General features: G+C 62.9%; 24 protein-coding genes. 6 read left to right on the top strand and 18 right to left on the bottom strand.

Translation table 11 applies throughout. From position 1 onward, the window contains the following. Positions 1–26: 26 nt before the first annotated feature. From AC0L2K_RS05670 to AC0L2K_RS05685, 4 genes are all read right to left on the bottom strand, one after another. Positions 27–752 (bottom strand): SDR family oxidoreductase, encoded by a 726-nt coding sequence (locus AC0L2K_RS05670; RefSeq protein WP_473530830.1) that lies wholly within the window; start codon positions 750–752, stop codon positions 27–29. Between the two features lie 70 nt (positions 753–822). Then, a complete protein-coding gene (locus AC0L2K_RS05675) occupies positions 823–2328 on the bottom strand; it encodes an ABC transporter substrate-binding protein (RefSeq protein WP_473530831.1) in 1506 nt (501 codons plus the stop codon). A gap of 59 nt (positions 2329–2387) precedes the next feature. Continuing rightward, positions 2388–3260 carry a carbohydrate ABC transporter permease gene (locus AC0L2K_RS05680; protein ID WP_128167725.1) on the bottom strand — a complete coding sequence of 291 codons (873 nt, stop codon included), beginning with the start codon at positions 3258–3260 and terminating at the stop codon, positions 2388–2390. Position 3261: 1 nt separating this feature from the next. Further along, positions 3262–4149 (bottom strand): carbohydrate ABC transporter permease, encoded by an 888-nt coding sequence (locus tag AC0L2K_RS05685; RefSeq protein ID WP_473530832.1) that lies wholly within the window; start codon positions 4147–4149, stop codon positions 3262–3264. A gap of 155 nt (positions 4150–4304) precedes the next feature. Here AC0L2K_RS05685 and AC0L2K_RS05690 point away from each other — a divergent pair, with 155 nt between their 5' ends. Then, complete coding sequence (locus AC0L2K_RS05690) at positions 4305–5225, top strand: sugar-binding transcriptional regulator (protein ID WP_023799422.1); 921 nt, start codon at positions 4305–4307, stop codon at positions 5223–5225. Positions 5226–5376: 151 nt separating this feature from the next. On the opposite strand, the gene AC0L2K_RS05695 is transcribed toward AC0L2K_RS05690, so the two are convergent. Both AC0L2K_RS05695 and AC0L2K_RS05700 read right to left on the bottom strand, forming a co-directional pair. Further along, positions 5377–6186 carry an HAD-IIB family hydrolase gene (locus AC0L2K_RS05695; RefSeq protein WP_473530972.1) on the bottom strand — a complete coding sequence of 270 codons (810 nt, stop codon included), beginning with the start codon at positions 6184–6186 and terminating at the stop codon, positions 5377–5379. A 4-nt stretch (positions 6187–6190) separates the two neighbouring features. Further along, the gene (locus tag AC0L2K_RS05700) at positions 6191–7519 is read right to left on the bottom strand and encodes a sn-glycerol-1-phosphate dehydrogenase (protein ID WP_128171995.1); all 1329 of its coding nucleotides are present in this window, start codon (positions 7517–7519) and stop codon (positions 6191–6193) included. Positions 7520–7659: 140 nt separating this feature from the next. Here AC0L2K_RS05700 and AC0L2K_RS05705 point away from each other — a divergent pair, with 140 nt between their 5' ends. Together AC0L2K_RS05705 and AC0L2K_RS05710 are read left to right on the top strand one after the other, a co-directional pair. Next, positions 7660–8643, top strand: coding sequence for a sugar-binding transcriptional regulator (locus tag AC0L2K_RS05705; RefSeq protein ID WP_287179744.1), 984 nt, complete (start codon positions 7660–7662; stop codon positions 8641–8643). A gap of 54 nt (positions 8644–8697) precedes the next feature. Further along, positions 8698–10200: a xylulokinase gene (locus AC0L2K_RS05710; RefSeq protein ID WP_128167729.1), complete on the top strand. Its 1503-nt coding sequence runs from the start codon at positions 8698–8700 to the stop codon at positions 10198–10200. A gap of 15 nt (positions 10201–10215) precedes the next feature. Here the strand turns inward: AC0L2K_RS05710 and AC0L2K_RS05715 are convergent, their stop codons facing one another. Both AC0L2K_RS05715 and AC0L2K_RS05720 read right to left on the bottom strand, forming a co-directional pair. Further along, entirely contained in the window at positions 10216–10572 is a 357-nt protein-coding gene (locus AC0L2K_RS05715) for an ArsC family reductase (protein WP_031255011.1), read from the bottom strand. Between the two features lie 301 nt (positions 10573–10873). After that, entirely contained in the window at positions 10874–11227 is a 354-nt protein-coding gene (locus tag AC0L2K_RS05720; protein ID WP_128167731.1) for a nuclear transport factor 2 family protein, read from the bottom strand. Between the two features lie 180 nt (positions 11228–11407). Between AC0L2K_RS05720 and AC0L2K_RS05725 the strand changes: the two genes are divergently transcribed. Together AC0L2K_RS05725 and AC0L2K_RS05730 are read left to right on the top strand one after the other, a co-directional pair. Then, on the top strand, positions 11408–11674 hold the full coding sequence (locus tag AC0L2K_RS05725; protein ID WP_128171992.1) for an AbrB/MazE/SpoVT family DNA-binding domain-containing protein: 267 nt from the start codon (positions 11408–11410) through the stop codon (positions 11672–11674). Between the two features lie 39 nt (positions 11675–11713). After that, positions 11714–12079 (top strand): type II toxin-antitoxin system VapC family toxin, encoded by a 366-nt coding sequence (locus tag AC0L2K_RS05730; RefSeq protein WP_473530833.1) that lies wholly within the window; start codon positions 11714–11716, stop codon positions 12077–12079. A gap of 10 nt (positions 12080–12089) precedes the next feature. Here the strand turns inward: AC0L2K_RS05730 and AC0L2K_RS05735 are convergent, their stop codons facing one another. The 7 genes from AC0L2K_RS05735 to AC0L2K_RS05765 are packed head-to-tail and all read right to left on the bottom strand — an operon-like array spanning position 12090 to position 18704. Further along, complete coding sequence (locus tag AC0L2K_RS05735; protein ID WP_023799430.1) at positions 12090–13073, bottom strand: 2-dehydropantoate 2-reductase; 984 nt, start codon at positions 13071–13073, stop codon at positions 12090–12092. Further along, positions 13073–14608, bottom strand: coding sequence for an acyl--CoA ligase (locus AC0L2K_RS05740; RefSeq protein WP_128167732.1), 1536 nt, complete (start codon positions 14606–14608; stop codon positions 13073–13075). Before AC0L2K_RS05740 ends, AC0L2K_RS05735 begins: the two co-directional genes overlap by 1 nt. Continuing rightward, positions 14601–15299, bottom strand: coding sequence for a fumarylacetoacetate hydrolase family protein (locus AC0L2K_RS05745; RefSeq protein WP_473530973.1), 699 nt, complete (start codon positions 15297–15299; stop codon positions 14601–14603). Before AC0L2K_RS05745 ends, AC0L2K_RS05740 begins: the two co-directional genes overlap by 8 nt. 2 nt (positions 15300–15301) lie before the next feature. Continuing rightward, on the bottom strand, positions 15302–16057 hold the full coding sequence (locus AC0L2K_RS05750) for an ABC transporter permease (protein ID WP_128167733.1): 756 nt from the start codon (positions 16055–16057) through the stop codon (positions 15302–15304). Between the two features lie 6 nt (positions 16058–16063). Beyond that, positions 16064–16867, bottom strand: a complete 804-nt coding sequence (locus AC0L2K_RS05755) for an ABC transporter ATP-binding protein (protein ID WP_023799434.1) — start codon at positions 16865–16867, stop codon at positions 16064–16066. A gap of 1 nt (position 16868) precedes the next feature. Continuing rightward, positions 16869–17696: an ABC transporter permease gene (locus AC0L2K_RS05760; protein ID WP_473530834.1), complete on the bottom strand. Its 828-nt coding sequence runs from the start codon at positions 17694–17696 to the stop codon at positions 16869–16871. Between the two features lie 12 nt (positions 17697–17708). Further along, positions 17709–18704: an ABC transporter substrate-binding protein gene (locus AC0L2K_RS05765; protein ID WP_473530835.1), complete on the bottom strand. Its 996-nt coding sequence runs from the start codon at positions 18702–18704 to the stop codon at positions 17709–17711. 177 nt (positions 18705–18881) lie between these two features. On the opposite strand from AC0L2K_RS05765, the gene AC0L2K_RS05770 reads away from it, so the two are divergent. Next, positions 18882–19574: a FadR/GntR family transcriptional regulator gene (locus AC0L2K_RS05770; RefSeq protein ID WP_023799437.1), complete on the top strand. Its 693-nt coding sequence runs from the start codon at positions 18882–18884 to the stop codon at positions 19572–19574. A gap of 57 nt (positions 19575–19631) precedes the next feature. Here the strand turns inward: AC0L2K_RS05770 and AC0L2K_RS05775 are convergent, their stop codons facing one another. Genes AC0L2K_RS05775 through AC0L2K_RS05785 form a run of 3 tightly spaced genes read right to left on the bottom strand, consistent with a single transcriptional unit; the run spans position 19632 to position 22776 of the window. After that, positions 19632–21059, bottom strand: a complete 1428-nt coding sequence (locus tag AC0L2K_RS05775) for an aldehyde dehydrogenase family protein (RefSeq protein ID WP_287341486.1) — start codon at positions 21057–21059, stop codon at positions 19632–19634. A 33-nt stretch (positions 21060–21092) separates the two neighbouring features. Further along, positions 21093–22178, bottom strand: coding sequence for an ABC transporter ATP-binding protein (locus tag AC0L2K_RS05780; RefSeq protein WP_287236933.1), 1086 nt, complete (start codon positions 22176–22178; stop codon positions 21093–21095). Beyond that, a complete protein-coding gene (locus AC0L2K_RS05785; RefSeq protein WP_473530836.1) occupies positions 22168–22776 on the bottom strand; it encodes a cupin domain-containing protein in 609 nt (202 codons plus the stop codon). The genes AC0L2K_RS05780 and AC0L2K_RS05785 overlap by 11 nt, the downstream gene beginning before the upstream one ends. Between the last annotated feature and the right edge of the window lie 155 nt (positions 22777–22931).

A 22931-nucleotide genomic window follows, 5' to 3' on the forward strand; every position in this document is an offset into this window, starting at 1 on the left:
GTCTCCAGACGCCCGGGTCAGGGTCGTCAGTATTTCTGCCTGGTCGGTGTGATGACGATTTCCTGCACGAGAGCGTTCTGTGGCATCAGGTAGGCGTGCAGCATGAGGTCTGCGACGTGCTCCGGGCCGATGCCGCCGCCGATCTTGAGCTTGTTGGCATTGTAGTTGGCGAGCGTCTGCGGATCGAGGACGCCGCTCAGAACCTCGGTTTCGATCACCCCGGGCGAAAGCACGACGACGCGGACGTCATAGTCGGAAAGATAGTCGCGCAGCGATTCCGACACGGCGTGAACGAAGAATTTCGTCCCGCAGTAGACCGTATGATCCGGATAGATTTTTCGGCCGGCGATCGAACTCATCATGAACAGCGTTCCATGACGGCGCTCCATCATGCCCGACATCACGGCGTGGACCGAATTCAGCACGCCTTTGGTGTTGATGTCGATCATCTCGTCCCATTCCTCGGGCGGCTGGCGCCCTATGTCGGCGAGACGCGCTATGCCGGCATTGGCAAACAGCATGTCGACCGGTCCGTACTCGGCTTCCGCCTCCTTCACGGCGGCTGCGATCGCGGCGCGGTCGCGGACATCGACCTGCCGGGCCATGCTGTCGGGCAGGTTGAGCGCCTCCATGCGCTCCAGACGGCGGGCCATCATTAGAACAGGGTGGCCGGCGCGCGAAAACGCCTTGGCGACCGCCTCGCCGATACCAGAACTGGCTCCTGTCACTGCTACGAGCTGTCTTCCAGCCATGACTTTCCTCAATCGAAAATTGTCGATACGCCGGGCTGGCGGCCCTAGGGCAGCCAGCCCGGGGGAAGACTCAGCCCTTGGCGACGAGATCGTCGACCTGGGTTTTCAGGGCGTCGAGTGACTCCTTGGCCGAGCCCGACTGGCCGGCGAAGTATTTGCCCAGCGCAACCGGGATCATGTCGCTCGAGAGTTCTGCCCACGCCGGCAGGTCGGGCTCGGATCCCATGTAGTTGGCGATGGTGTCGCGCACGACCGGCAAGTGGCGGGTCGTGCCGGCGCCGACACGCGCATTGGCCAGCACGCGCGGATCGTCATAGACGCTGGTGCGCGTTGGCCCGGTACCGCCGCCCAGAACGGTTATCAGCGCCTGGGTATCGGCTGAGGTCGCCCACTGCATGAAAATCCAGGCGGCGTCCGGGCTCTTCGAGTATTTCGATACCGCGAGCGAAGAGCCGCCCTGGTGACCAACGCCCGGAATTTCGCCGAACCCGGTCTGCTCGACGGTGCGCAGCGTCGCGGCAGGTTTCGGCGGAACCATCGCTTCCATCAGGCCCGAGACCTTGGAGGCCTTGGGATCGTCGAAGAACGGGAAGAATTCGCCCCAGGACAGCATCGAGGCGGCGACGCCCTGGCCGACCGACTGGCCCTCGCCATCCCATGTCCAGCCGTCGACGCCGGGCGGCATCGTCGCCTTGAGCTTGTCCCAGTAGGCCATGGCGGCCAAGCCGGCGTCGTCATTGCCAGTGAACTTGCCGTCGGGGCCGAAAATCGAACCGCCATGGCCCCAAAGCCACGCCGTCCAATCGCATTCGAGGCTGTAATGGCCCGATTTCATCTGGCCGCTGGTGCCGTACATGTCCGGGCCCTTGGCGTCGGTGATCGCCGCAGATGCCTTCAGCAAATCGTCCAGCGTCGCCGGAGGCGGCAGCTTGAGCTCGTCCCAGACGTCCTTGCGGTACTGCATGATGAAGATTGGGATGTCGTAGGGCACGCCGACCATGCGGTCCTCGTACATGGCGATACCGTCGACGAGCGGCTTCAGGAAGTCGTCGATGTTGTAGTTCGGCATTGCCAAGTCGGCGTTCTTGAGCTGCTCGCGCGGGTCGAAGACGTCCTGGCTGAAGCTCGCCGCCCAGCTCTGGTCGATATAGTAGAGGTCGTAAGTGCCGAGGCTTGAGGCCACGTCGAGCGTCAGCTTCTGCAGCACCTGCTCGAGCGGCAGCACTTCTATCTCGACCTTGATGCCGGTGGCCTCCTCGAAATACTGCTTGAGCTGCGTGGCGATGGCATTCGACGGCGGCGTCGATTCGGTGGCGAGACGAAGCGTCGTTCCGGCAAAGGGCTTGCCGACATCCGAGAGCCATTTGGTGATTTCGGCGCTGGGCTTCAGTTCCTGCTCCTGAGCCGATGCCTGGCTGATGCCGTAGAACGGACGTCGCCCCAGGCCGATGCCGAGCGCGCCGGCGCCGAGGCCGAGAATGCCTGCTGCGCGAAGAAACGAGCGGCGGTCCATCTGTCCGCGAACGAAGCGGTCGGTGACAGAGGCAAGATGCGTCTTTCTGATGCTGTCTTTCATTGTCTACTCCTCCGGTTTAATTCGCGATTTTCTCAAGGCTGCGAATTCGAGCCTCCCATCTATTGTTTCAACGATCCCATCGTGAGACCGCGCACGAGGTGCTTCTGAACCAACAGAATGAAGATGAAAGCGGGAATGATGGATGCGGCGCCAAGCGCGGCCATGTTGCCCCAGGCGGTGCCGATCGAGGTGACGAAGGTCGACGAGACGACAGGCACGGTCTTGAGCGACGTGGTGGTCAGGGTCAGCGCAAAGAGGAATTCGGTCCAGCTGAAGATGAAGCAGAGCACCGCCGTGGCGGCGATGCCGCCCTTGGCCATCGGCAGCACGATCCTGCGAAAAATCATGAAGCGGCTGGCGCCATCGACAATGGCGCTCTCGTCGATCTCGGAGGGAATGTCGTCGAAGAAGCTCTTCATCAGAAGGACGGCGAGCGGCAGGTTCATCAGCGCGTGGATCAGCACCATGCCGGTATAGGTGTCGATGAGACCGAAATTCTTGTAGATGAAGAACATCGGCACCGCGACCGCGACGGGCGGCATCATGCGCGTCGACAACACCCAGCCGACGAAACTGTGCCGGCCGCGGAAGTGCATGCGCGACAGGGCATAGGCGGCAAGCGTGGCGATGGCGACGGCGAGCACGGTCGACAGCGTCGCGATGACAATCGAATCCCAGACGCGGGGCGCCATGTAGAAATTGCCGCCGCCCGGCGTCACGGTGATGCCGCCGCTGCCCAGCGAAATCCCGAACACCTTCTGGAAATTGTCGAAGGTCGGCGTGAAGGCGAACAGTTTCGGCGGCCGGTTGAAGATGTCGTTGCCGTGTTTGAACGCCACCGACGTCCAGTAGTAGATCGGAAAGAAGAAGATCGCGACCACAACCCAGGCGGCGATGGTGCGAAGCATGCGGGTCGAGAAGGAGCCGTTCATTCTACCACCTCACCTTGGCGATACGGATGAAGAGGTTGGCAATGACGAGGATGATCACCAGGGTGACGAGGCTGAGCGTGGCTCCATAGCCCCATTTTACGAAGCTGAACGTCTGCTGCCATGCATAGAGGGACAGCGAGTAGGTCGACGCTCCCGGCCCGCCGGAGGTCATGACGAAGACGTAGTCGAAAACCCGGAACAGATCGATGCCGCGGACCAGCACGGCGATGGCGATCACCTTCGACATCATCGGCAGGGTGATGCGCCGGAAGATCTGGAACGACGAGGCGCCGTCGATCATCGCGGCCTCGTAAGGCTCCGGCGGCAGCGCCCTGAGACCGGCAAGGAAGATGAGCACCATGAACGGCGTCCACTGCCAGATTTCCGCTACGAGAACGCCGGCAAGCGCGGTCGACGCGGTGGCGAGGATGGGGTTGTTCGAATTGAGCAGTCCGATCGACTGCAGGAGATAGCTGATCACGCCGAACTGCGGATCCTCCATCAGCAGATACATCATGCCGACAATGGCTGGCGGAATGACGAGCGTCATCGTCAGTACGCCGCGCAGGAATCCGAAACCGAAGCCGTCGCTGTCGAGGAGCAGCGCGATCGCCATGCCGAGCACCAGCTCGAAGATCAGCGCGATGGCGAAATAGGTGAAGGTGATGACGAGCGACTGCCAGAACCGCGTGTCGTTCCACAGCTGCACCCAGTTTTCCGTTCCGACGAATTCGAGCGCCCGCCGGCGCGGGACGAACTCATGGAAGCTCAGCCAGATGTTGTAGACGAGAGGATACACGGTGAAGACAAGCAGGATCGCCACCAGCGGCAGCAGCCAGGGCAGCGGGTGATCCGAAAAGACGAAACGTCTGGCTTGGGCAACCCGCACGCGTTCCTCCCGAACCGCTTCGTTTTGCGATGCACAAATGTTCATATCTTGTGCATTTGTTCAAATGCTATATCGTCGCCCTGTCTGTGGCAAGCACTTGTTGGCCGGCTACAGCGGCATTCAGATGGGTGCGCCACAAGCATCGGAGGACCCTCATGACGTCGATCGGTCTGCTGGCACGGGTTGCCCATCAGTATTTCGTGCTGGGCGAAACGCAGCAGGCCATCGCCGAGCGGCTGCAGATCAACCGCACCAAGATCCACAGGCTGCTGGCGGAGGCGAAGGAGCGCGGCATCGTCTCGATCCGCATCAATGCCGGGACGTCCCAGGCGCTCGAAATGGAAGAACAGCTCAGGCGGAAGTACCGGCTCGACATATGCAGCGTCACACCTGATGACACCGGGTCGGAACTCGGGCTCTCCGAAGTGATCGGCATCTATGCCGCGCAGACCGTCGAGACGCTGCTCAGGGACGACATGACGGTCGCCATGGCGTGGGGCCGAACCATGCGATGGCTCGCTTCCAACATCGAGCCGGTGGCGCTCAGAAACGTTACCGTCGTGCCGCTTCTCGGCTCGCTGTCGCGCCGGTCGTCGATCGACAAATACGACGCGGCCGCCGTCTTTGCCCAGCGCACCCAGGCCGAATCCTATTATCTCCCCGGACCCATCATCTGCGACAGCCGTGAAAGCCGTGAGACGATCCTGCAGCAACCGAGCGCGCGCGAGGTTATCCAGAAGGCGCTGAACGCCGACCTTGCGCTGATGAGCGTCGGCGGCACAACCAGTTCGACGCTGCGGAGCGTCGGTTACATGACCGACGAGGAATTCGACGATATCCTGAGACTGAAGCCGATCGGGAACTTTCTCGGCTATTTCTTCGACCGGGACGCCGAACTCATCGACCATCCCGTCAACGAGCGCATTGTCGGGGTCTATCCTCGCGACACGCTGAACATTCCCAAGCGCATCCTCGTTTCCGGCGGAAAGAACAAGGTCGGCATCATGACCAAGCTCTTGGAAAAGGGATTCTTCACCGGCCTCATCACCGACCAGGGGACGGGCAGTTCGCTGTGACCGGCCGGGGTTGCGGCGGCAGCCGAAGCTGCCGTGCGATGTTGCCTGGCGCATCGCGCCCGCTTGCCTAAGCCGTCCCTGGTTCGGTTCCATCGCCTGCAGAACATCCTTTTTTGCGTCTATTGCAGTCCGCATTTTTCGCGCCCGCCGATCAGCCCAATCCCGGCCTCCGGTTCGCCAGGATCATATCGGCAATCTCGACGAAGCCGCGGCCACCCCGCGACCTGGCGACGAAAGCGGGTTCGGCGTCGATCTGTCCCTGGAAATCCACCACATTCGCGACCCCGAACGCGTTCGGAAAGAACCCGAACATCGGGGCGTCGTTCGGGCTGTCTCCAACGAAAGCATAGGCCTGCCTTTCAGCATCGAGATCGGTTCCCAGCCTCTCGCTTGCAAAGCGGCGCGTCATCGCCAGCTTGTCGTATCGGCCAAACCAGCCGTTCACATGGATCGACGAAATCTTGGCGACAGCGCCGGCCTCCTCGAAAATCTGCTTGATGCGCCTGGCATCGGACAGCGGCAGCGCCGGAACATCCTCGCAAAAGTCGATGGCCAGGTCGGCTTCGCGATATTGCTGGTCGGCGGATACTGCCGAACCCGGCACCTCCTGGACAATGCGCTTTTCCAGTTCGGTGAGCCTGCGCCTGTTTTCCCGGCGTTCGTCAGCGCTTGCCGCGAAAACCCGGATCATCTTTCGCGTTGCCTGATCATAAGCGAAGTAAAAAGCGCCATTTTCGCCTACCACGCCGGTGACCGGCCAGAACCGGGCAATCATGTCGCACCAGCCTGCCGGTCTCCCGGTAATGGGAGCCACGACAAGGCCCGCCTCGTGCAAGCGTTCGAGCGCACGGTAGGCGTCGGCCGGAAGACGACCCTCAGTGGTCAAGGTGTCGTCGATATCGCAGAAGACGCCGCGAATGCGCGATGCAGTTTCGGGTCCGAAATCGGCGAGGTCGCGCATCCGGTCAGGCTTCCCCACGCGCAAAATCCTCCAGCATTCCTGCATCCGCAGCAATGTCGAGGAACGAGAAGCGATTGCGCATCTCCCGGCAATGAACGACGGCTTCGCGATAGAAATCGGCCGGCGTGCCCAATTCGCCCGCTGAAATCGGCCCGCCGGTCGATTTCAGCAGGCGTTGCATCTCATCGACAGGCACCATGAATTGCTTGAGCTCCTGCCTGAGTGTCGGCCAGAGCTCCTGCAGCCGCTCGTTGAATGCCGCGGCGGAAGTCTCGTCGAAGGCCTTCTTCTTCAGTTCGTCGAGACATTGTGCGGCGACAGCCGGGCCCATGCGACGGATCATGTCGTCAGGATCGATCTTCGTCGCCTTCACCAACGGCGGCTTGTCGCTTGCAAGCATTGCCTGCTGCAATCGCGCCATGGTGAGCGAAGCGACGCCGACCTGGGTGCCGTGCAGCGTGCCGGGGTGACGCTCGCCGGCGAAACAGTCGATGTAGTGCGATATTTGATGCTCGCCCATGGAACCGTGATTGGAGACGCCGGTGAAGGAAATTCCGAGACCGCAGAGCGTCAGCACGCGATAGAGGTAGCCATTGGCCTCGATGTCGTGTTCGGCAAGCTTTGCCGCACGCTGGTTGAGCGCCGCCTCATCCTTTTCCTGGATGAGAAACGGGACCTGATGGTAGGCCGTGCCAAGCAGGCGGTGCGACATCCACCAGTCGATCTGGGCGACCGAGCGGCAAAGGCAGTCACCGAACCCCGCTGCCGACAGATAGGTCGGGGCGGCAGCGGAGACGCCAAGATCGACGAAAAAGCCTGATGGGGCGTGGGAAGGCAGCGATACCTTCAGGCCGCTTTCAAGTGTGATGGACGCAGTCGTCGATGTGTAGCCGTTCATCGAACCGGCCGTCCCGAACACGCAATAGCGCCGTCCATTCCTTCCGGTGACGAACTTGCAGAGATCGTTGATCGTCCCAGAACCGACCGCGACCACGGCGTCTGCATCGGCGAGTTTGACGGCCAGGCTTTCGACATTGGCCATGTCGGCATGTGGGTGATCCAGGATCACCACATCGACAGGGCCGAGCGTCTTCAGTTCGCGCGCAACGCGCTCGCCAAGCGCATCATAGGTGGCGCCATCCGCCACGACCGTGAACCGCTCGCCCAGATCGAGCTCCGAAACGAGATCGGCCGCCCGCCCTTCGAGGCTTTCTTCAATGACAATCCGGTCATACGGGACCACCGCCTTTTTCCCGGTCTCCGGGTTGGTCCAGCGCCCGTCCAAAATGTCGTCGATTAATGTCGTCCAGTATCCGGCTGCCGGATTCGTCATGGCGTCCTCATTCTGGGGCAACCCTCTAATCGAGGCGGAGGAGCGTTGCGTCATTGAACAATAGTCATCTATCTCTGTCTTTTGTCAAGCATTCGCCCGCGACGCTTGACTTCGTTCTGCAAACCTGCGGAAAAAGGGACATGAATGCCAACGCCGACATCGACATGGTCCGACCATCTGGGCTCTCGGCACTGCCGCCCGAATTCGACAGCGCGGTGGCGTGGGCTGCCTGGCTCTACTATGTCGACCAGCTCAACCAGAGCGATGTGGCCAAGGTCATGAACGTCTCCAGGGCGAGCGTGGTGCACTATCTGCAGGAGGCACGCGAAAGCGGACTTGTCGCCGTGCAGGTCGATCACGACGCTTTTGCCCGCACCTTGACCTCGCGGCGTCTCATGGAAAAATACGGGCTTCGCGGCGCCGCGGTTATCCCCGACCTTGATCCAAACGATGCCGACCGCCGCATCGGCGAAGCGGCAGGACGGCTGCTGGCGTCGATGGTCGATCCGGGCGACACGATCGGCGTTGCCTGGGGAAAAACGGTGCTCGCTGCCGCCCGCTCGATCCCACGACTACGGCATGATCGGAACCTCACCGTCGTCCAGCTCTCGGGAAGCTCGATCGGCACCAGCGATTTCTCGCCGGAATTCTGCACCTCGCTGATGGCCAACCGGCTCGGCGCCCGCTGCATAAACCTGCTTGCCCCGGCGATCGTCTCCACCGACGAACTGCACGACCAACTCATGCAGGAGCCGATGCTCGTCAACCAGTTCCGCATGATCCATGCCGCCGGCAAAGTCATCTTCGGGATCGGCGATATCGGGCCGGAGAGCACCTATGCCCGAGCCGGGATATCGGATGCCGCCGCACTTGCCGGCATGATCGAGCAGGGCGCGCTCGGCGTCATCATCGGGCGGTTCATCGACGCCCAAGGAGCCCCTTTCGCAACACCGCTCGACGGACGCACCGTCGGCATCACGCTCGATGAATTGAAAGCGGTGCCGGTCCGCATCTGCGCCGCCGGTGGCGCCCGCAAGATGGCGGCGATCAGGGCCGGGCTCGGCGGCGGATATGCGACACATTTTGTCACCGACCTGGCCACCGCGAACAGTCTCTTGGAATAACCGGCACTTGGACCAACCAGCACCGGTGGAACTCATCGTCTCGGGAGGACAATCATGGGCAGCAGCGACGGACCTCTTGTCGTCGGCCTCGACAGTTCCACCCAATCCTGCAAGGCGATTGCCTGGAGCCGGGACGGACGAGCCGTGGCGGAAGGCCGGGCGCCGCTCGAACTGATGAAGCCGAGGCCGGACTATGTCGAGCAGGAGGTCACCGACTGGTGGCGGGCCGCAACAGCGGCGCTGCGACAGCTTGTCGACGCGGTCGACGCGACACGCATCGCCGGGATCGCGATCTCCAACCAGCGCGAGACCGTTGCCCTCATCGACGGCGCCGGCGCGCCGATCGGACCCGCCAGCCTGTGGCTCGATGAACGCGCCGCCGGGCTGGTCGACCGTTTCGCGGCGGAGATCGGCCGTGAGCGACTGCACCAGATCACCGGTAAGCCGATCGACGTGACGCCGGTCGTCTATCGCCTGAAATGGCTGCGCGAGAACGAGCCGGAACGGTTGGACCAGGCGAACAAAATCCTCGACGTGCATGGCTATCTGACGCTGAGACTGACGGGAACGCCAAGCGCGAGCTGGACCAGCGCCGATCCGTTCGGTCTCTTCGACATCTCGCGCAAGGCATGGTCGCAGCCGATCCTCGATCATCTCGGCATCAAACCGTCGCAACTTCCCAATGCGGTGCGGTCCGGCACGCGAGTCGGGACTGTTCATGCCGCAGCCGCCGCCGCAACCGGCCTTTCGGAAGGAACCCCGGTGATTGCCGCCGGCGGCGATGGGCAATGCGCCGGGCTCGGCGTCAATGCCATGCGCGACGGCGTCGTCTATCTCAATCTCGGAACCGCGATCATCGCGGGAATCTGGTCGCCAGAACCGGTGGTCGGCGCCTTCTGGCGCACCATGACCTCGCCAACCGGCGATGGCTATTTCCTCGAGGCCGTGCAGCGGGCGGGTGTCTATTTCGTCAACTGGTTCGTCGACATGTTTGCCGGCGGGCGCTCCGATCCGGCGATCTTCGACCGCCTCGAAAGGGAAGCGGCGGCCGTGCCGATCGGCGCGGACGGACTTCTCGCCGGCACCACCCTGGTCGGCTGCATGGACCCGCACTGGGATCCGAGCGCACGCGCCAGCTTCATCGGCATGCACCCCTCGCACACGCTCGGTCACTTTTATCGTGCAGGGCTCGAGGCAATGACGCTGCAAACCGCCCGGGCTCTCGAAGAGATGCGCAGCCATGGTCTTTCGCCGGCGCAAATGGTGGCGATCGGCGGCGGCGCCAACAGCAGGCTTTGGACAAAGATGATTGCGGACGCGACCGGGATCGCGATCCATAAGGGTCACAATGCCGAAGCCTCCTCGCTCGGCGCAGCGATCAGCGCGGCGGTCGGCATCGGATGGTTCGAAAGTTTTGCTGAGGCTGCGGATGCGATGACGAGCATTGCCGAGACAATCGAGCCCGACCCCAGCTGCCGCGCAGCGTGGGACGCGCTCTCGGCCAGGCAGGCCAAGGTCTTTTCCGCTACCCAATTCGCCTGGCGAACTGGAGCGTGAAAAGCGTCCGTCCGGCTACTTCAACCCACCTACCGCCTGCTGATAGACATCAGGCTTGAAGCCGACGAGGATACGATCGCCGAGATCGAGGACCGGCCGCTTGATCATCGTCGGTTTGGCCAGCATCAGCGCCTTGGCCTTCCTCTCGTCGAGGCTCAGCCTGTCCGTGTCCGACAGTTCGCGAAACGTCGTGCTCGACTTGTTGAGCAGGGTTTCCCAGCCGACCTTGCTGGACCAGCCGTCGAGCCTATCCGCCTCCAGCCCCTCGACCCTGTAGTCGTGAAAACGATAGGCGACATCGTGGCTTTCCAGCCAGATGCGCGCCTTTTTGATCGTGTCGCAATTGGTGATGCCGTACATGGTGATCGTCAATATTTTGGCCCTCGGGCTGGTCGCTCATCGAATCAGCCGCACCCTAAACCACCGTTCAAGCATTGCCAGCCCCGCAGGCATGTGACGCGAGGAGACGACATGACCGTGGCAACAAACCTGCACTCCACCAGCCAGCAGTCGATCGACCGTGTCTTCCGGGCGCTTGCCAATCCAACGCGGCCGCCGAGCTGTCGGCGACTGAACAGAAGCCCCGTCTCGGTCAGCGAGCCAGCTCAGCCGTTCGATATGGCCTGCCCTCCTTGGTCGAGCATCTCAGGGTTCTGGAAATCCGGTTTCAGCCTCAATAATAGAAGCGCTCTTCGGCAATTTTGCCGTTCTTGACCGTGTACAGACCAACCTCATCCATGCTGACACGCTCGCCTGTAGCCTTGGGCGTTATGTCAAACTTGAAGCGCACTGCGAACTGGTCGCCGTTGACATATGGGCCCTCGACCGAGCCGTCATGAACTTCGTTGTTCTCCTCCCACCACTGGCCCTTCTGCTTCACGGCCTCCTTGCCATTGCAGACCGCCATCGGCCCTTCCATTGCTTCGTAGCTGACGATGTCGTCGGCCTTGTACTTTTCAGCCGCAACATCGTTCTGACCTTGCTTGAGCAGATCTGTGAAATCCTTGGCGATTTCCGCGGTGGTCATATGATCCTCCTGTTCAGGCTAATGGCCTGCAATTGTCGCCCGCTTTTGATGCGACGAAGGCGTGAAACAAAACAGGAACAAACTGGAGCGTCAAGTGGAGATCGAGTCGGCCGGGTAAGGCCGGTGCTCGTATGTAATGCGCTTTTGCATTACGTTTGCTGCCAATCAGGAGATTCTGCCATGACGACACTGACCGTAACGGCACGGGGGCAGGTCACTTTTCGGAAAGAAGTGCTTCAACACCTCGGCATCAAGCCAGGAGATAAAATCGAACTGGATTTGCTGCCGTATGGCCGCGCAGACCTAAAGGCATCGCGGCCGATGGGATCGTTTCGGGACCTTCATGGCTTCCTGAAAGGGAAGACGAATGGCCAAGCCCTCACTATTGAGGAAATCAATGAGGCAATTGCCGAGGCTGGTGCCGCCACCGGGACGGGCAAGGAATGAAGATCACGGCTGGATACGAATGTTCCGCTCCGCGCCTATGTGGCTGACGACGCCAAGCAGGCGAGTGCCGCTGTCGAGTTGCTGGCAAGTGCTGAAATCGTGGCTGTAAGCTTACAGTCCCTTTGTGAATTCACTTGGGTCTTGGCGCGCCAATACAAGACTGCCTGTGAAGACATTTCCGCCGCGATCCGTGCCCTGCTGAACACGGAAAATGTCGTGGTCAATCGACCCGCAGTTGAAGCTGGCCTATCGGTCCCTGATGCTGGCGGTGATTTTGCTGATGGTGTGATTGCCTATGATGGTAGCTGGCTAGGCGGGGAAGTCTTCGTTTCCTTTGACAAAAAGGCTGTGAAGCTTCTTTCTTCACAAGGGCGTTCCGCCCACCTCCTCAAGGCGAGCGCCTGATAAAAATATCTCATACCAGATAGCAGCCGCGCTCGATGGCGAGGCGGCGCACCAGCGCCAGCACGCTGTCGATGGTCGGCGTCGGCTGGCCGGTCAGCCGGCCGAGTTCCTGGACCGCCGTCACCAGCGCGTCGATCTCCATCGGCCGGCCACGCTCCAGATCCTGCAGCATCGAGGTCTTGTGCTCGCCAACGTCGCCGGCACCCTTGATGCGGCGGTCGACCGAGATCGGGAAACGAACGCCGAGGCTTTCGCCGATCGCCTGCGCCTCCAGCATCATGGTGCGGGCAAGCGCGCGGGTGGCCTCGTCGGCAGCGATTGCCGCAAGCGTGCTGCCGGTCAGCGCGGAAATCGGGTTGAAGGAGAGATTGCCCCACAGCTTCACCCAGATCTCGCTGCGGATGTCGTCGCGAACCGGCGTCTGCAGCCCCGCCGCAACCATCTCCTCGGCAAGCCGCGTGACACGCTCGCTCTTCTCGCCCGAGGGCTCGCCGAGCGAGAACCGCTTTCCCTCGATATGGCGAACCAGGCCGGGCGCATCCACCTCGGCCGCGGGATAGACGACCGAGCCGATGACGCGATCCGGCCCAAGCCGGTCCCAGATCACCCCGCCGGGATCCACCGCTTGCAACCGCGTGCCTTCGAGCGGCCCGCCGATCCTGTGGAAATACCACCACGGCACGCCATTCTGCATGGTGACGACGGCCGTTCCCTCGCCCAGCAGCGGCGCGATCTGGTCGAGCGCTGGTGCGACCGAATGGGCCTTGAGCGCCAGCACGACATAGTCCTGGACGCCTAGCTCCTGCGCCTGCGCGGCGGCCCTGACCGAGGCGACGGCTTCATGACCGTCTTCGATCAGGCGAAGACCGGCCGTCCTGATCGCGTCGAGATGCGCGCCGCGCGCCACGATCGACAGATCGACGCGGCCGGCCATGGCAAGCTTGGCCGCGAGATAGCCGCCGATCGCGCCAGCGCCAAAAATGCTGATCCGCATTATCCCAGCCCAGGTTTGGCAAGACCGAGTTTGGTCGCGAGGCCGATGCGCTGCAGCTTTCCGGTCGCGCCCTTCGGGATTTCGTCCAGGATCAGGACAATGCGCGGCACCTTGAAGTCGGCAAGCCGTGTCGCGGCAAAGCTGCGGATGTCGCCTTCTGTGGCGGCCATGCCCTCGCGCAGCACGATCGCAGCCGCGACCTCCTCGCCGAGCTTGTCGTGCGGCGTGGCGAAGGTGACGACCTGCGCCACCGCCGGATGGTCCATCAGCACGTCGTCGACCTCGAGCGGCGAGATCTTCTCGCCGCCGCGGTTGATGATCTCCTTGAGCCGGCCGGTGACGCGCAGATAGAAGTCTTCATCGAGCACGCCCTGGTCGCCGGTATGAAACCAGCCATGCGCAAAAGCCGTGGCATTGGCGTCCGGATTGTTCTCGTAGCCCGCGGTGACATTAGGCCCGCGAATGACGATCTCGCCGGTGTCACCGGGCTGCAGCAATCGCCCGTCCGGCGCCATCACCGCCACCTCCGGTCCGGCGGCGGCGCCGACGCTGCCCGGCTTGCGCAAGCCAGGCGGCAGCCGGTTCGAAGCCATCTGGTGCGCGGCCTCGGTCATGCCGTAGGATTCGATCACCGGGCAGCCGAAGGTCGCCTCAAGCTCGGCCATCACTTGCGGCGGCAGCGATGCCGAGGACGAGCGGATGAAGCGTAAGGGCGCCACCGCCAATGCCTCGGCATTGCGCGTTGCGCGCGGCAGTATCGCCTGATGCATGGTCGGCACGGCCGTGTACCAGCTCGGCCGCGCCTCGCCCAGCCAATGGAAGAAGCGCAGGGCGTTGAAACCCGGCGTGCAGAAGACGCTGCCGCCGGCGGCGAGCGAGGACAGCACCGCCGCGATCAGCCCATGAATGTGGAACAGCGGCATGATGTTGAGGCAGCGATCACCGGCCGTCAGGCCGAGCGTCGCGCCGATATGGGCGGCCGAGGCGGCGAGATTGGCGTGGCTGAGCGGCACCAGCTTGGGCCGTGACGTGGTGCCGGACGTGTGCAGCAACAGCGCGATGTCGCCGTCTTCAGCCAGGTCGGGCGAAACAGACGGACCAACCGGTTTGCCCTTGATCTCAAAACTGCCGGCTGGTGCGTCACGCAGTGCCGTGAGCCTGAGCACCGCTATGCCGAGGCGCTCGGCCACGGTCACCGCCGGGCCGCTTTCGTCTTCGGCGACGAGGATCGCCTTGGCGCCGATGTCGGTCAGATAGAAATCGAGCTCGTCGGCCCGGTAGGCCGGATTGAGCGGCGCCGTCGACGCCGCCGCCGCCACTGCGACAAAGGCCGTCGCCATCTCCGGCCCGTTCGGCAGCACGATGGCCACCCGGTCGCCACGGCCGAGGCCCAGTGCATGCAATTGCGCTGCCGTCTCGGAGATCAGGCGGCGCAGTCCGCCATGCGCGAGCGTGATCCTGTCGGGTGCCGAAATCGCCGGCGCATCGTCGGCCCCGGCGGCAAGCCGCTCAATGATCGAGGCCGCTTCAGACAACGCAAACCTCTAGGTCGCCGACGCCATCGATATGACCGCGAAGAACATCACCGCGCACGACCGCGCCGACGCCCGCCGGCGTGCCGGAAAGAATGATGTCCCCCGGCATCAGCGTGAAGAGCCCTGAGAGATAGCTGATCATTTCCGGAACCTTCCAAATCATCTGGTTGAGGTCGCCGGTCTGCTTTCGCTGACCATTGACGTCCAGCCAGATCGCGCCCTGGCTGGGATGGCCGGTCGAGCTTGCCGGAACCAATGGCGTGCATGGCGCCGATGCCTCGAAGGCCTTGCCGACCTCCCATGGACGGCCCATGTCCTTCGCCTTCCCTTGCAGGTCGCGCCGCGTCATATCGAGACCTACGCCATAACCGAACACGCAGTCCAGAGCCTTTTCGACCGGGATGTCGGTACCGCCGCTCTTCAGCGCCACGACCATTTCGATCTCGTGATGAACATCGTTAGAGGCCGGAGGGTACGGAAATTCTCCTGTCGTATCGAGGTTGTCGGGGTTCTTCTGGAAGAAGAATGGCGGCTCCTTGTCGGGGTCGTGTCCCATCTCGACGGCATGCGCGGCATAGTTCCGCCCGACGCAATAGACCCGGTGCACCGGAAACAACTTGTCGGTTCCCGCCACCGGGATGCTCGGGATTGCGGTCGGTTCGATGACGTAGCTTGAAGTCGTGCCGTGCATGTTCACTGTCTTGCTCCTGCGTAGTATTCGACTTTGGCTTCGGCCCGTTCGATCAGTTCGGCGATCAGCAGGGCGAAGGCAAAAAGGATGATGGTCAAGGCCCAGAATTCCGCCATGCGGAAATTTCGCGAGAAGGTTTCGAACAGCGCACCGTAGCCGACGATGGCGACGAGCAACTGGCCGATGACGACGCCCTTGACGCCGCGGATGAGGCCGAGGCGAATGCCGGCAAGGATTTCCGGAAGGGCCGCCCACAGGATGATCTTGCTATAGAGCGCCGGGCGCGAGGCGCCGTAGGAACGCGCCATCTCGATCAGCGACGGCGAGATATGACGGACCCCGGCGCGGGTGTCGAGAACGATGATCCAGATCGCAAACAGGAACACCGCCGCAACGATCGTCTTCTCGCCGAAGCCGAACAGGATCATCAGCACCGGGACGATCGCCGAGAGCGGTGCGCTTGAAAAGATGTTGACCCACATGCCGAGCAGGTCGTCGGCGATCTTGACGCGTCCCATCAGGATACCCAATGGCACGCCGACAACGATCGATAGGGCCATGCCCGTCGCGAAGGCGCGAAGGGTCGTGACTGTCGCGCTCTGCCAGGACGGCGTCTGCACCAGGCTGACCGCTGCAACCAGCACGTCGCTAAACGGCGGCAGCAGAAAGACAAGGTCGAGCCGGCCGACGATTTCCCATACGACGCACCAGACCAGCAGGGACGCCATCATTGGCACACGGTAGCCAAACAAGGTCACGGCCGCTCACTCCACATACTGCTTCAGCCCCTGCCAGATCTCCTCGACAGTATCGAGATAGTGCCTGTCGCGATGGATGCGCTCGGGGTCGCCGGAGCGATCGATTTCCGGTTCGATGATCTGCGAAACCCGGCCGGGTCTCGGCGACAGCAAGACGATGCGGTCGGAGATGTAGACCGCTTCCTCGATCGAGTGCGTCACGAAGATGAAGGTCTTGTTCTGGTTGGTGCGCAGCCGGATTAGGTCTTCCTGGAATTTCCGCCGGTTCTGCTCGTCGACCGCCGAAAACGGTTCATCGAGCAGCAGGACGTCGGCATCGACCGACAATGCGCGCGCCAGGCCGACGCGCTGGCGCATGCCGCCCGACAGCTGATGCGGATATTTGTCCTCGAATCCGGCGAGCCCCACCTCGGCGATGTAGCGTCGGGCGATCGCTTCGCGCTCGGCCTTGTTGGTGCCGCGCAATTCAAGTCCGAAGGCCACATTGCGCATCACGGTCGCCCACGGCATCAGCGCAAAATCCTGGAACACGAAAGCGCGTTCGGGGCCGGGTGCGGTGACGTGCTTGCCGTTGATCGCGACGGTGCCGCCATCGGCCCGTATCAGCCCCGCTATGATCTTCAGCAGCGTCGTCTTTCCGCAGCCGCTGGGTCCGAGAAGGCTGGTCAGCTTGCCCCTGGGAAAGTCGAGGTCGATGCCGCGCAGCGCCTCGACATTGCCGTAGGTCTTAGAGATTCCCCTCACTTCCACGATTGAATCGATCGGTGCGGGAACCGGCGACGGTCCATTTCGCAATGCGGTCGCGCCCATCTTAAGGACCTCTGCTCTCGGGCCTGAAAACGCGGACTTCCACCCACTGCAGAAAGACGAGCGTCAGGGTGGAAAGCGCAATGATCGAGGCGATTGTTGCGTACATCTCGGCGTAGTCGGCGCGCGAGCGGTGGAAGGTGATGAGGTCGCCGATGCCGGTCGGGGTGATCAGCAGTTCGGCGAGCACCACGCCGACGAAGCCGGCAGCGACGCCGAGGCGCAAGCCGGCAAAAATCACCGGGCTGGCGTCCGGAAGGATGATCTTGGCGACGGTCTGCCAGCGGGTGCCGAGGAAGGATCGGCACATGACCAGCAGCGACTCGTTGACGTTGCGCACGGCCTTGTAGGTGTTGAGCACGATGACCGGCAGCGCCAGGATCATGACGGCGAGCGTCTTGGCGGTCATGCCTATTCCATAGACAAAGGTGACCATCGGAATGAAGGCGGCGACCGGTGCTGCCTGAAGCACGATGAACACAGGGATCACCAGCCATTCGCCGGTGCGCCACAGGCCACAGATCGTGCCGAGGCCGACACCCAGGAACGCCGACAGGACAACGCCAAGCACCAGCGGCTGCAGCGTCGAAAGGTAGGCGGTCGCCAGGCTGCCGTCGGCGAGCAGTCCGAAGAACGCGACGACCGTGTCGGAAAAGGTCGGGAAAGCGAAGCTGACGGGAATACGCCCGGCCACCTCCCAGATTCCCGCGAACAGGGCGATCGACACCAGCCTGAGCAGGACCGGCTGGTCCCACGATGCGCCCGTTGCGCTGCGATTGGAAAGAGGAGCGAGGCCGGCAGCCTCGCCGTCGGTTCTGATGCTTACGGCCATCCGCTTGAGCGCCTATTTCTTGCCGAGCTTGGCGACGGCGCGGTCGATTGCGGAGACGTCCCAGAAGTCCTCGACCTTGAGGCTGGCGGGATCGCCTTCGATCTGGCCGGCAAGGCTGAAGAAGGCAAAGTCGTCCTTGGCTGCATCGGCTCCGCCGCCGTTCAGCGCAAGACTGCCGGCTTCCGCGGTTTCCTTGTAGTATTCGGTGATTTCGCTGTCGGCTTCAGCGCCGAGATCCGGCAGCAGTTTATATTTGTTGCGAAGCTCGACGGCGACCGCGGGGTTCGCGGTGATCTCGCGCGCGGTCTTCATCAGTTCCTCGACCAGGATGTCGACGTCGGCGGCGTTGTTCTTCAGATAGTCCGCGGTCGCGAAAAGCGCTTCGTCAGAGGCGCCGAGATCCTCGACCGGCAGAACGATGAACTTGCCGGGGGCTTCGGCCTCGAGCGCACGCCGGTTGGCGGCATCGACGATCGACGCCTTGATGGTCCCTTGGAGCAGCGCATTGCGGCGAACCTCGGAACCCGGGACATAGCTGATGTTGCCGAGCTTGATGCCGTGGTTTTTCGCCATCAGCAGCATGACCGCCTCGGTGCCGGAGCCGCGCGCCTGGACGGCGACCTCCTGCCCGTCGAGATCCTTCCATTCCTTGTAGAATTCGCTGTTGACGACGGGAAAGAAGCGCAGCGTCGATATCTGCGCGAAAATGCGGATCGGCACGCCCACCTTCTGGATCAAGGTATAGGGCGCGCCGATGCCGACATCGGCCTGGCCGCCGACAATGGCTTGGGCAGCCAGATCCTCGTCATTGAGAACAATGAGCTCGACATTCACGCCGCGTTCCTTGGCGCGCTCTATCGCGGCGAGCGTCTGGATGGTTTCGATGCCCGGAAGGTCGCCGAATGCGATGCGCATGTCGCCCGCATTTGCGGCCGACAAGGGCGCTGCACATGCCAGGACCGCGGCGAAAGCGGTGGCAAGGATGGTACGTCTGGACACGCCGGCCATTGTCATTCCTCCCGTTTTTTGTAACCATTTCCTTGATTGGTTAAGACTATGGGACGGATTGGTCAAGGAGAAACTGCACCGTATCGAACGGGTGTGCCCAGAAAACTCGGGAGTTGACGGTTTGAGCTAATCGTTTTAACACCGGCAAGGGAAATCATATGCGGATTGGTTAAATTGATGGACGATCCCGGTAATGGCGGCCACGCCGCCCTGGTTCAGCTGCAGGCCTATCTTGCCCAGATGGATCATGCCGGTGAGACGCGGCTGCCTGCCGAGCGGGAACTGTCGGAGAGCCTCGGCGTATCGCGCGGCGATCTGCGCAAGGCGCTGGCGGTGCTCGAGAAGGACGGCCGCATCTGGCGTCACGTCGGCAGGGGCACCTTCGTCGGCAGCGGGCCGGTCGAGGAGACGATCGGCATTTCGGAAATCGCCGGGCGCACCAATCCGGCCGACGTGATGCGCGCGCGCCTCATCCTTGAGCCCGAAATTGCGCGCGAAGCGGCGCTGCACGCCACGCTTTCGGATATCGCCGCGATGCGGCAATCGCTGGTGCAGACGCGGGAGGCCGTCACGTGGCGGCAATATGAGAATGTCGACAATCTGCTCCACCGGCAGATTGCGCAGGCGAGCCGCAACAATGTGCTGCTCGGCCTGTTCGACGTGCTGAACGCCGTGCGCCGCACCGTGGTCTGGGGACGTCTCCGTTCAGAAGGCGCCCGCCCTCCGGCAGACCATCACAGCTTCGCCGACCATGAACGGATCGTCGAGGCGATCGCCGAGCGTGACCTCGGCGGCGCGGCGGCAGCGATGCGCCTGCATCTCCAGCAGGTCGAGCGGCGCCTGATCCCTGTCCGCGAAGCCGCCGAATAGCTCAGATGACCCGCTACAGCGACCTTCTTGGATGCGCGGCGCTGTTCGGGTTAAGCCCTACGCGCCGTAGCCGATGATGCCCTTGATCTCGAGGAAATCGTGGATCGCCCAATCGGCATATTCGCGGCCGTTGCCGGATTGCTTGTAGCCGCCGAACGGCGCGAAGGTGTCCCACTCCGGATAGTTGATCGAGACCTGCCCGGCGCGCAGCCGGCCGGCGACTTTTCGCGCGTGGTCGATATCCCCTGATTGCACGTAGGCGGCGAGGCCATAGACGGTGTCGTTGGCGATTTTCACCGCGTCATCGTCGTCATCATAGGAGATGACCGAAAGCACCGGCCCAAAAATTTCTTCCCGCTCGATGGTCATGCCCGGCGTGACGTGGCCGAAGACGGTCGGCCGCACGTAATAACCGCGATTAAGATGCTCCGGCCGGCCGGGACCGCCGGCGACCAGCGTTGCACCCTCGGCGATGCCGGCCTCGATCAGCCGCTGGATCTTGTCGAATTGGATATTGGAGACCACCGGCCCGAGCCTGGTGTCTTCCGAGCGCGGATCGCCGACCTTGTGCGCCTCGGCCGCCTTCTTGGCGATCAGCAGCGCCTCATCGTGGCGGGCGGCCGGCACCAGCATGCGCGTCGGCGCATCGCAGGACTGGCCGCTGTTGCCAAAACAGGCGTTGACGCCCTTGCGCACGGCCTTCTCGAAGTCGGCATCGGCAAGCACGATGTTGGGCGATTTGCCGCCGAGTTCCTGCGCCACGCGCTTGACCGTCTCGGCCGCCGTCTTGGCGACGATGATGCCGGCCCGGGTCGAGCCGGTGAAGGAAACCATGTCGACATCGGGATGTCCGGCCATGACCTGTCCGACATCCGGACCGGTGCCGTTGACCATGTTGTAGACCCCCTTCGGCGTGCCGGCGGCTTCCATCACTTCCGAAAAGACGATGCCGCTGATCGGCGCGATCTCGGAAGGCTTCAGCACGACCGTGCAGCCCGCGGCGATCGCCGGCGCCACCTTGCAGACGATCTGGTTGAGCGGCCAGTTCCATGGCGTGATCAGCGCGCAAACGCCGATCGGCTCCTTGACCACCATGGTGGTGCCGCGCTTCTCGCTGAATTCGTAATCCTCCAGCGCATGAATAGTGGCTTCCATATGTGCCCTGCCCGCCCAGGCCTGCGCCTGGCGCGCCCAGGTGATCGGCGCGCCCATCTCCTGGCTGACAGCCTGGGCGATATTCTCGTAGCGCTCGTTGTAGATTTCTAGGATGCGCTTCAGCAGCGTCAGGCGCTCGGCCTTGCTGGTCTGCGAAAAGGCCGGAAAGGCCGCCTTCGCCGCTGCCACGGCGCGGTCCACATCGGCCTTCGAGCCGACGGAGATTTTGGTGTAGGCCTCTTCGGTGGACGGATCGATCACATCCAGCGTCGCCGGCACCACGGGCGCGACCCATTTTCCGTCGATGAAGAAGTTCAGGTGATTGCTCATGGGTAGTGCCTCCGGTTTTGTGGAAGGATAGGGTTAGATGGGCAGCATAGGGCAGTTAGCGCCGCGGCGCAGGCTGATATGCGCCACGTCGCCGACGCTGAATTGAAAACCTTCCGCCCGGCGTGGCGCATCGATCACCACTGGTATCCCCTGCCCCAATTCGGCGTGCAGGCGCAAGGTGCGGCCGTGAAAGACGATGCTGCTCACCCGCACCGGCGCGGTGCCGGTCGCTGCTTCGGTCGCCGCCAAAAGATCCTCCGGACGCACTCCGATGGTTCGCACCGCGCCTTCTCCCGGCACTTCGCCGGTTTCCGACGTGGCTTCGAGCGGCAGGGCGCCGGCGGCGAAACGCAACCGATCGCCGTCACGGCCGACAAAGCGCGACTGCAGCAGGTTCATCGTGCCGATGAAACTGGCGACGAATTTGGTGGCGGGCCGATCGTAGAGCGTGGCCGGCGGCGCAATCTGCTCGATGCGGCCCTTGTTCATGACGACGATACGGTCGGAGATCGACAGCGCCTCGGTCTGGTCGTGGGTGACCATGACGAAAGTGGTGCCGAGCCGCGACTGCAGCCGCTTCAATTCGACCTGCATCTGTTCGCGCAGATGCGCATCGAGCGCCGACAGCGGCTCGTCGAGCAGCAGCACACGCGGTTCGCAGACAATCGCACGGGCAAGCGCGACGCGCTGACGCTGGCCGCCAGACAATTCGGACACGCGGGCGCCGAGCTTCTCGGCAAGGCCAACCATGTCGAGCGCTTCGCCGACGCGCTTTGCCTGTTCTGCCCCGGAAAGCTTGCGCAGCGACAGGCCGAAGCCGACGTTTTCGGCGACGTCCATGTGCGGAAACAGCGCATAGTCCTGGAACACGGTGTTGACGGGACGGTCGAACGGCCGCAGCGAAGTAATGTCACGGCTGTCGAGCAGCACCCGTCCGCTCGACGGGCTTTCGAATCCTGCGATCACCCGCAGGCTAGTGGTCTTGCCGCAGCCAGATGGGCCGAGCAAGGTCAGGAACTCGCCGCGGGCAATGTTGAGATCGACGGCGTCGAGTCCGACAATGCCGCCGGGGAAAATCTTCGACACCGCCTCCAGCCGGACGAGAGGATCAGGCGCCATCGCGAACCTCGGACGGCTTGGTCGTGTTGACCCAGAGGATCTGGCAGCGCTCGGCGCCCGGATTGCGGAAGGCATGCAGCAAGGTGCTCTTGAAGGCGAAGCTGTCGCCGGTCTTCAGCCCGTAGGTGGTTGAATCGATCACGAGTTCGACCTCGCCCGACAGGACGAAACCGAATTCGTGGCCGGGATGGGCGTAGGCTTCGACGGTGCCGCCACCGGCTTCTACCGTCACCAGCATGCCGGTGAGCGTAGCGGCCGGCGGCGACAGCAGCGCCTTGGCGATGCCTTCCGACTTCACCGGGATCTGGCGCCGACTGTTGGCGCGCACGCAATAGAGATCGCTGACGACATCGTTGCCGTCAGCAATCAGCGCCGACGGCTCGATGTCGAGAGCGGCGGCGAGCGGCCAGATCACCTTGACGCGAAGCGAGGACAAGCCGCGCTCGATCTGGCTGAGCGCACCGATCGAAACGCCGGCCTTGGCGGCAAGCTCGGCCAGCGAAAGACTGCGTTCCAGCCTGAGCGCCCGCACGCGCCGGCCGACCCGCACATCGGCGTCGTCTTTCGGCTTTTCAGCCGCTTGGTCCAGTATATCCATGCATACTTCCTCGTTCGCCAGCATTTTCCCTTCTCCCCCTGTGGGAGAAGGTGGCCGAGCCCACGGGTCTTGCCTCCGGCAAGCCCGAGGACAGGCTCCGCTCGGACGGATGAGGGGTGTTCCAGCTTGGCAAACCCCGCATTCTGTCCAGCACC

The organism is Mesorhizobium sp. WSM4817, from assembly GCF_055811135.1.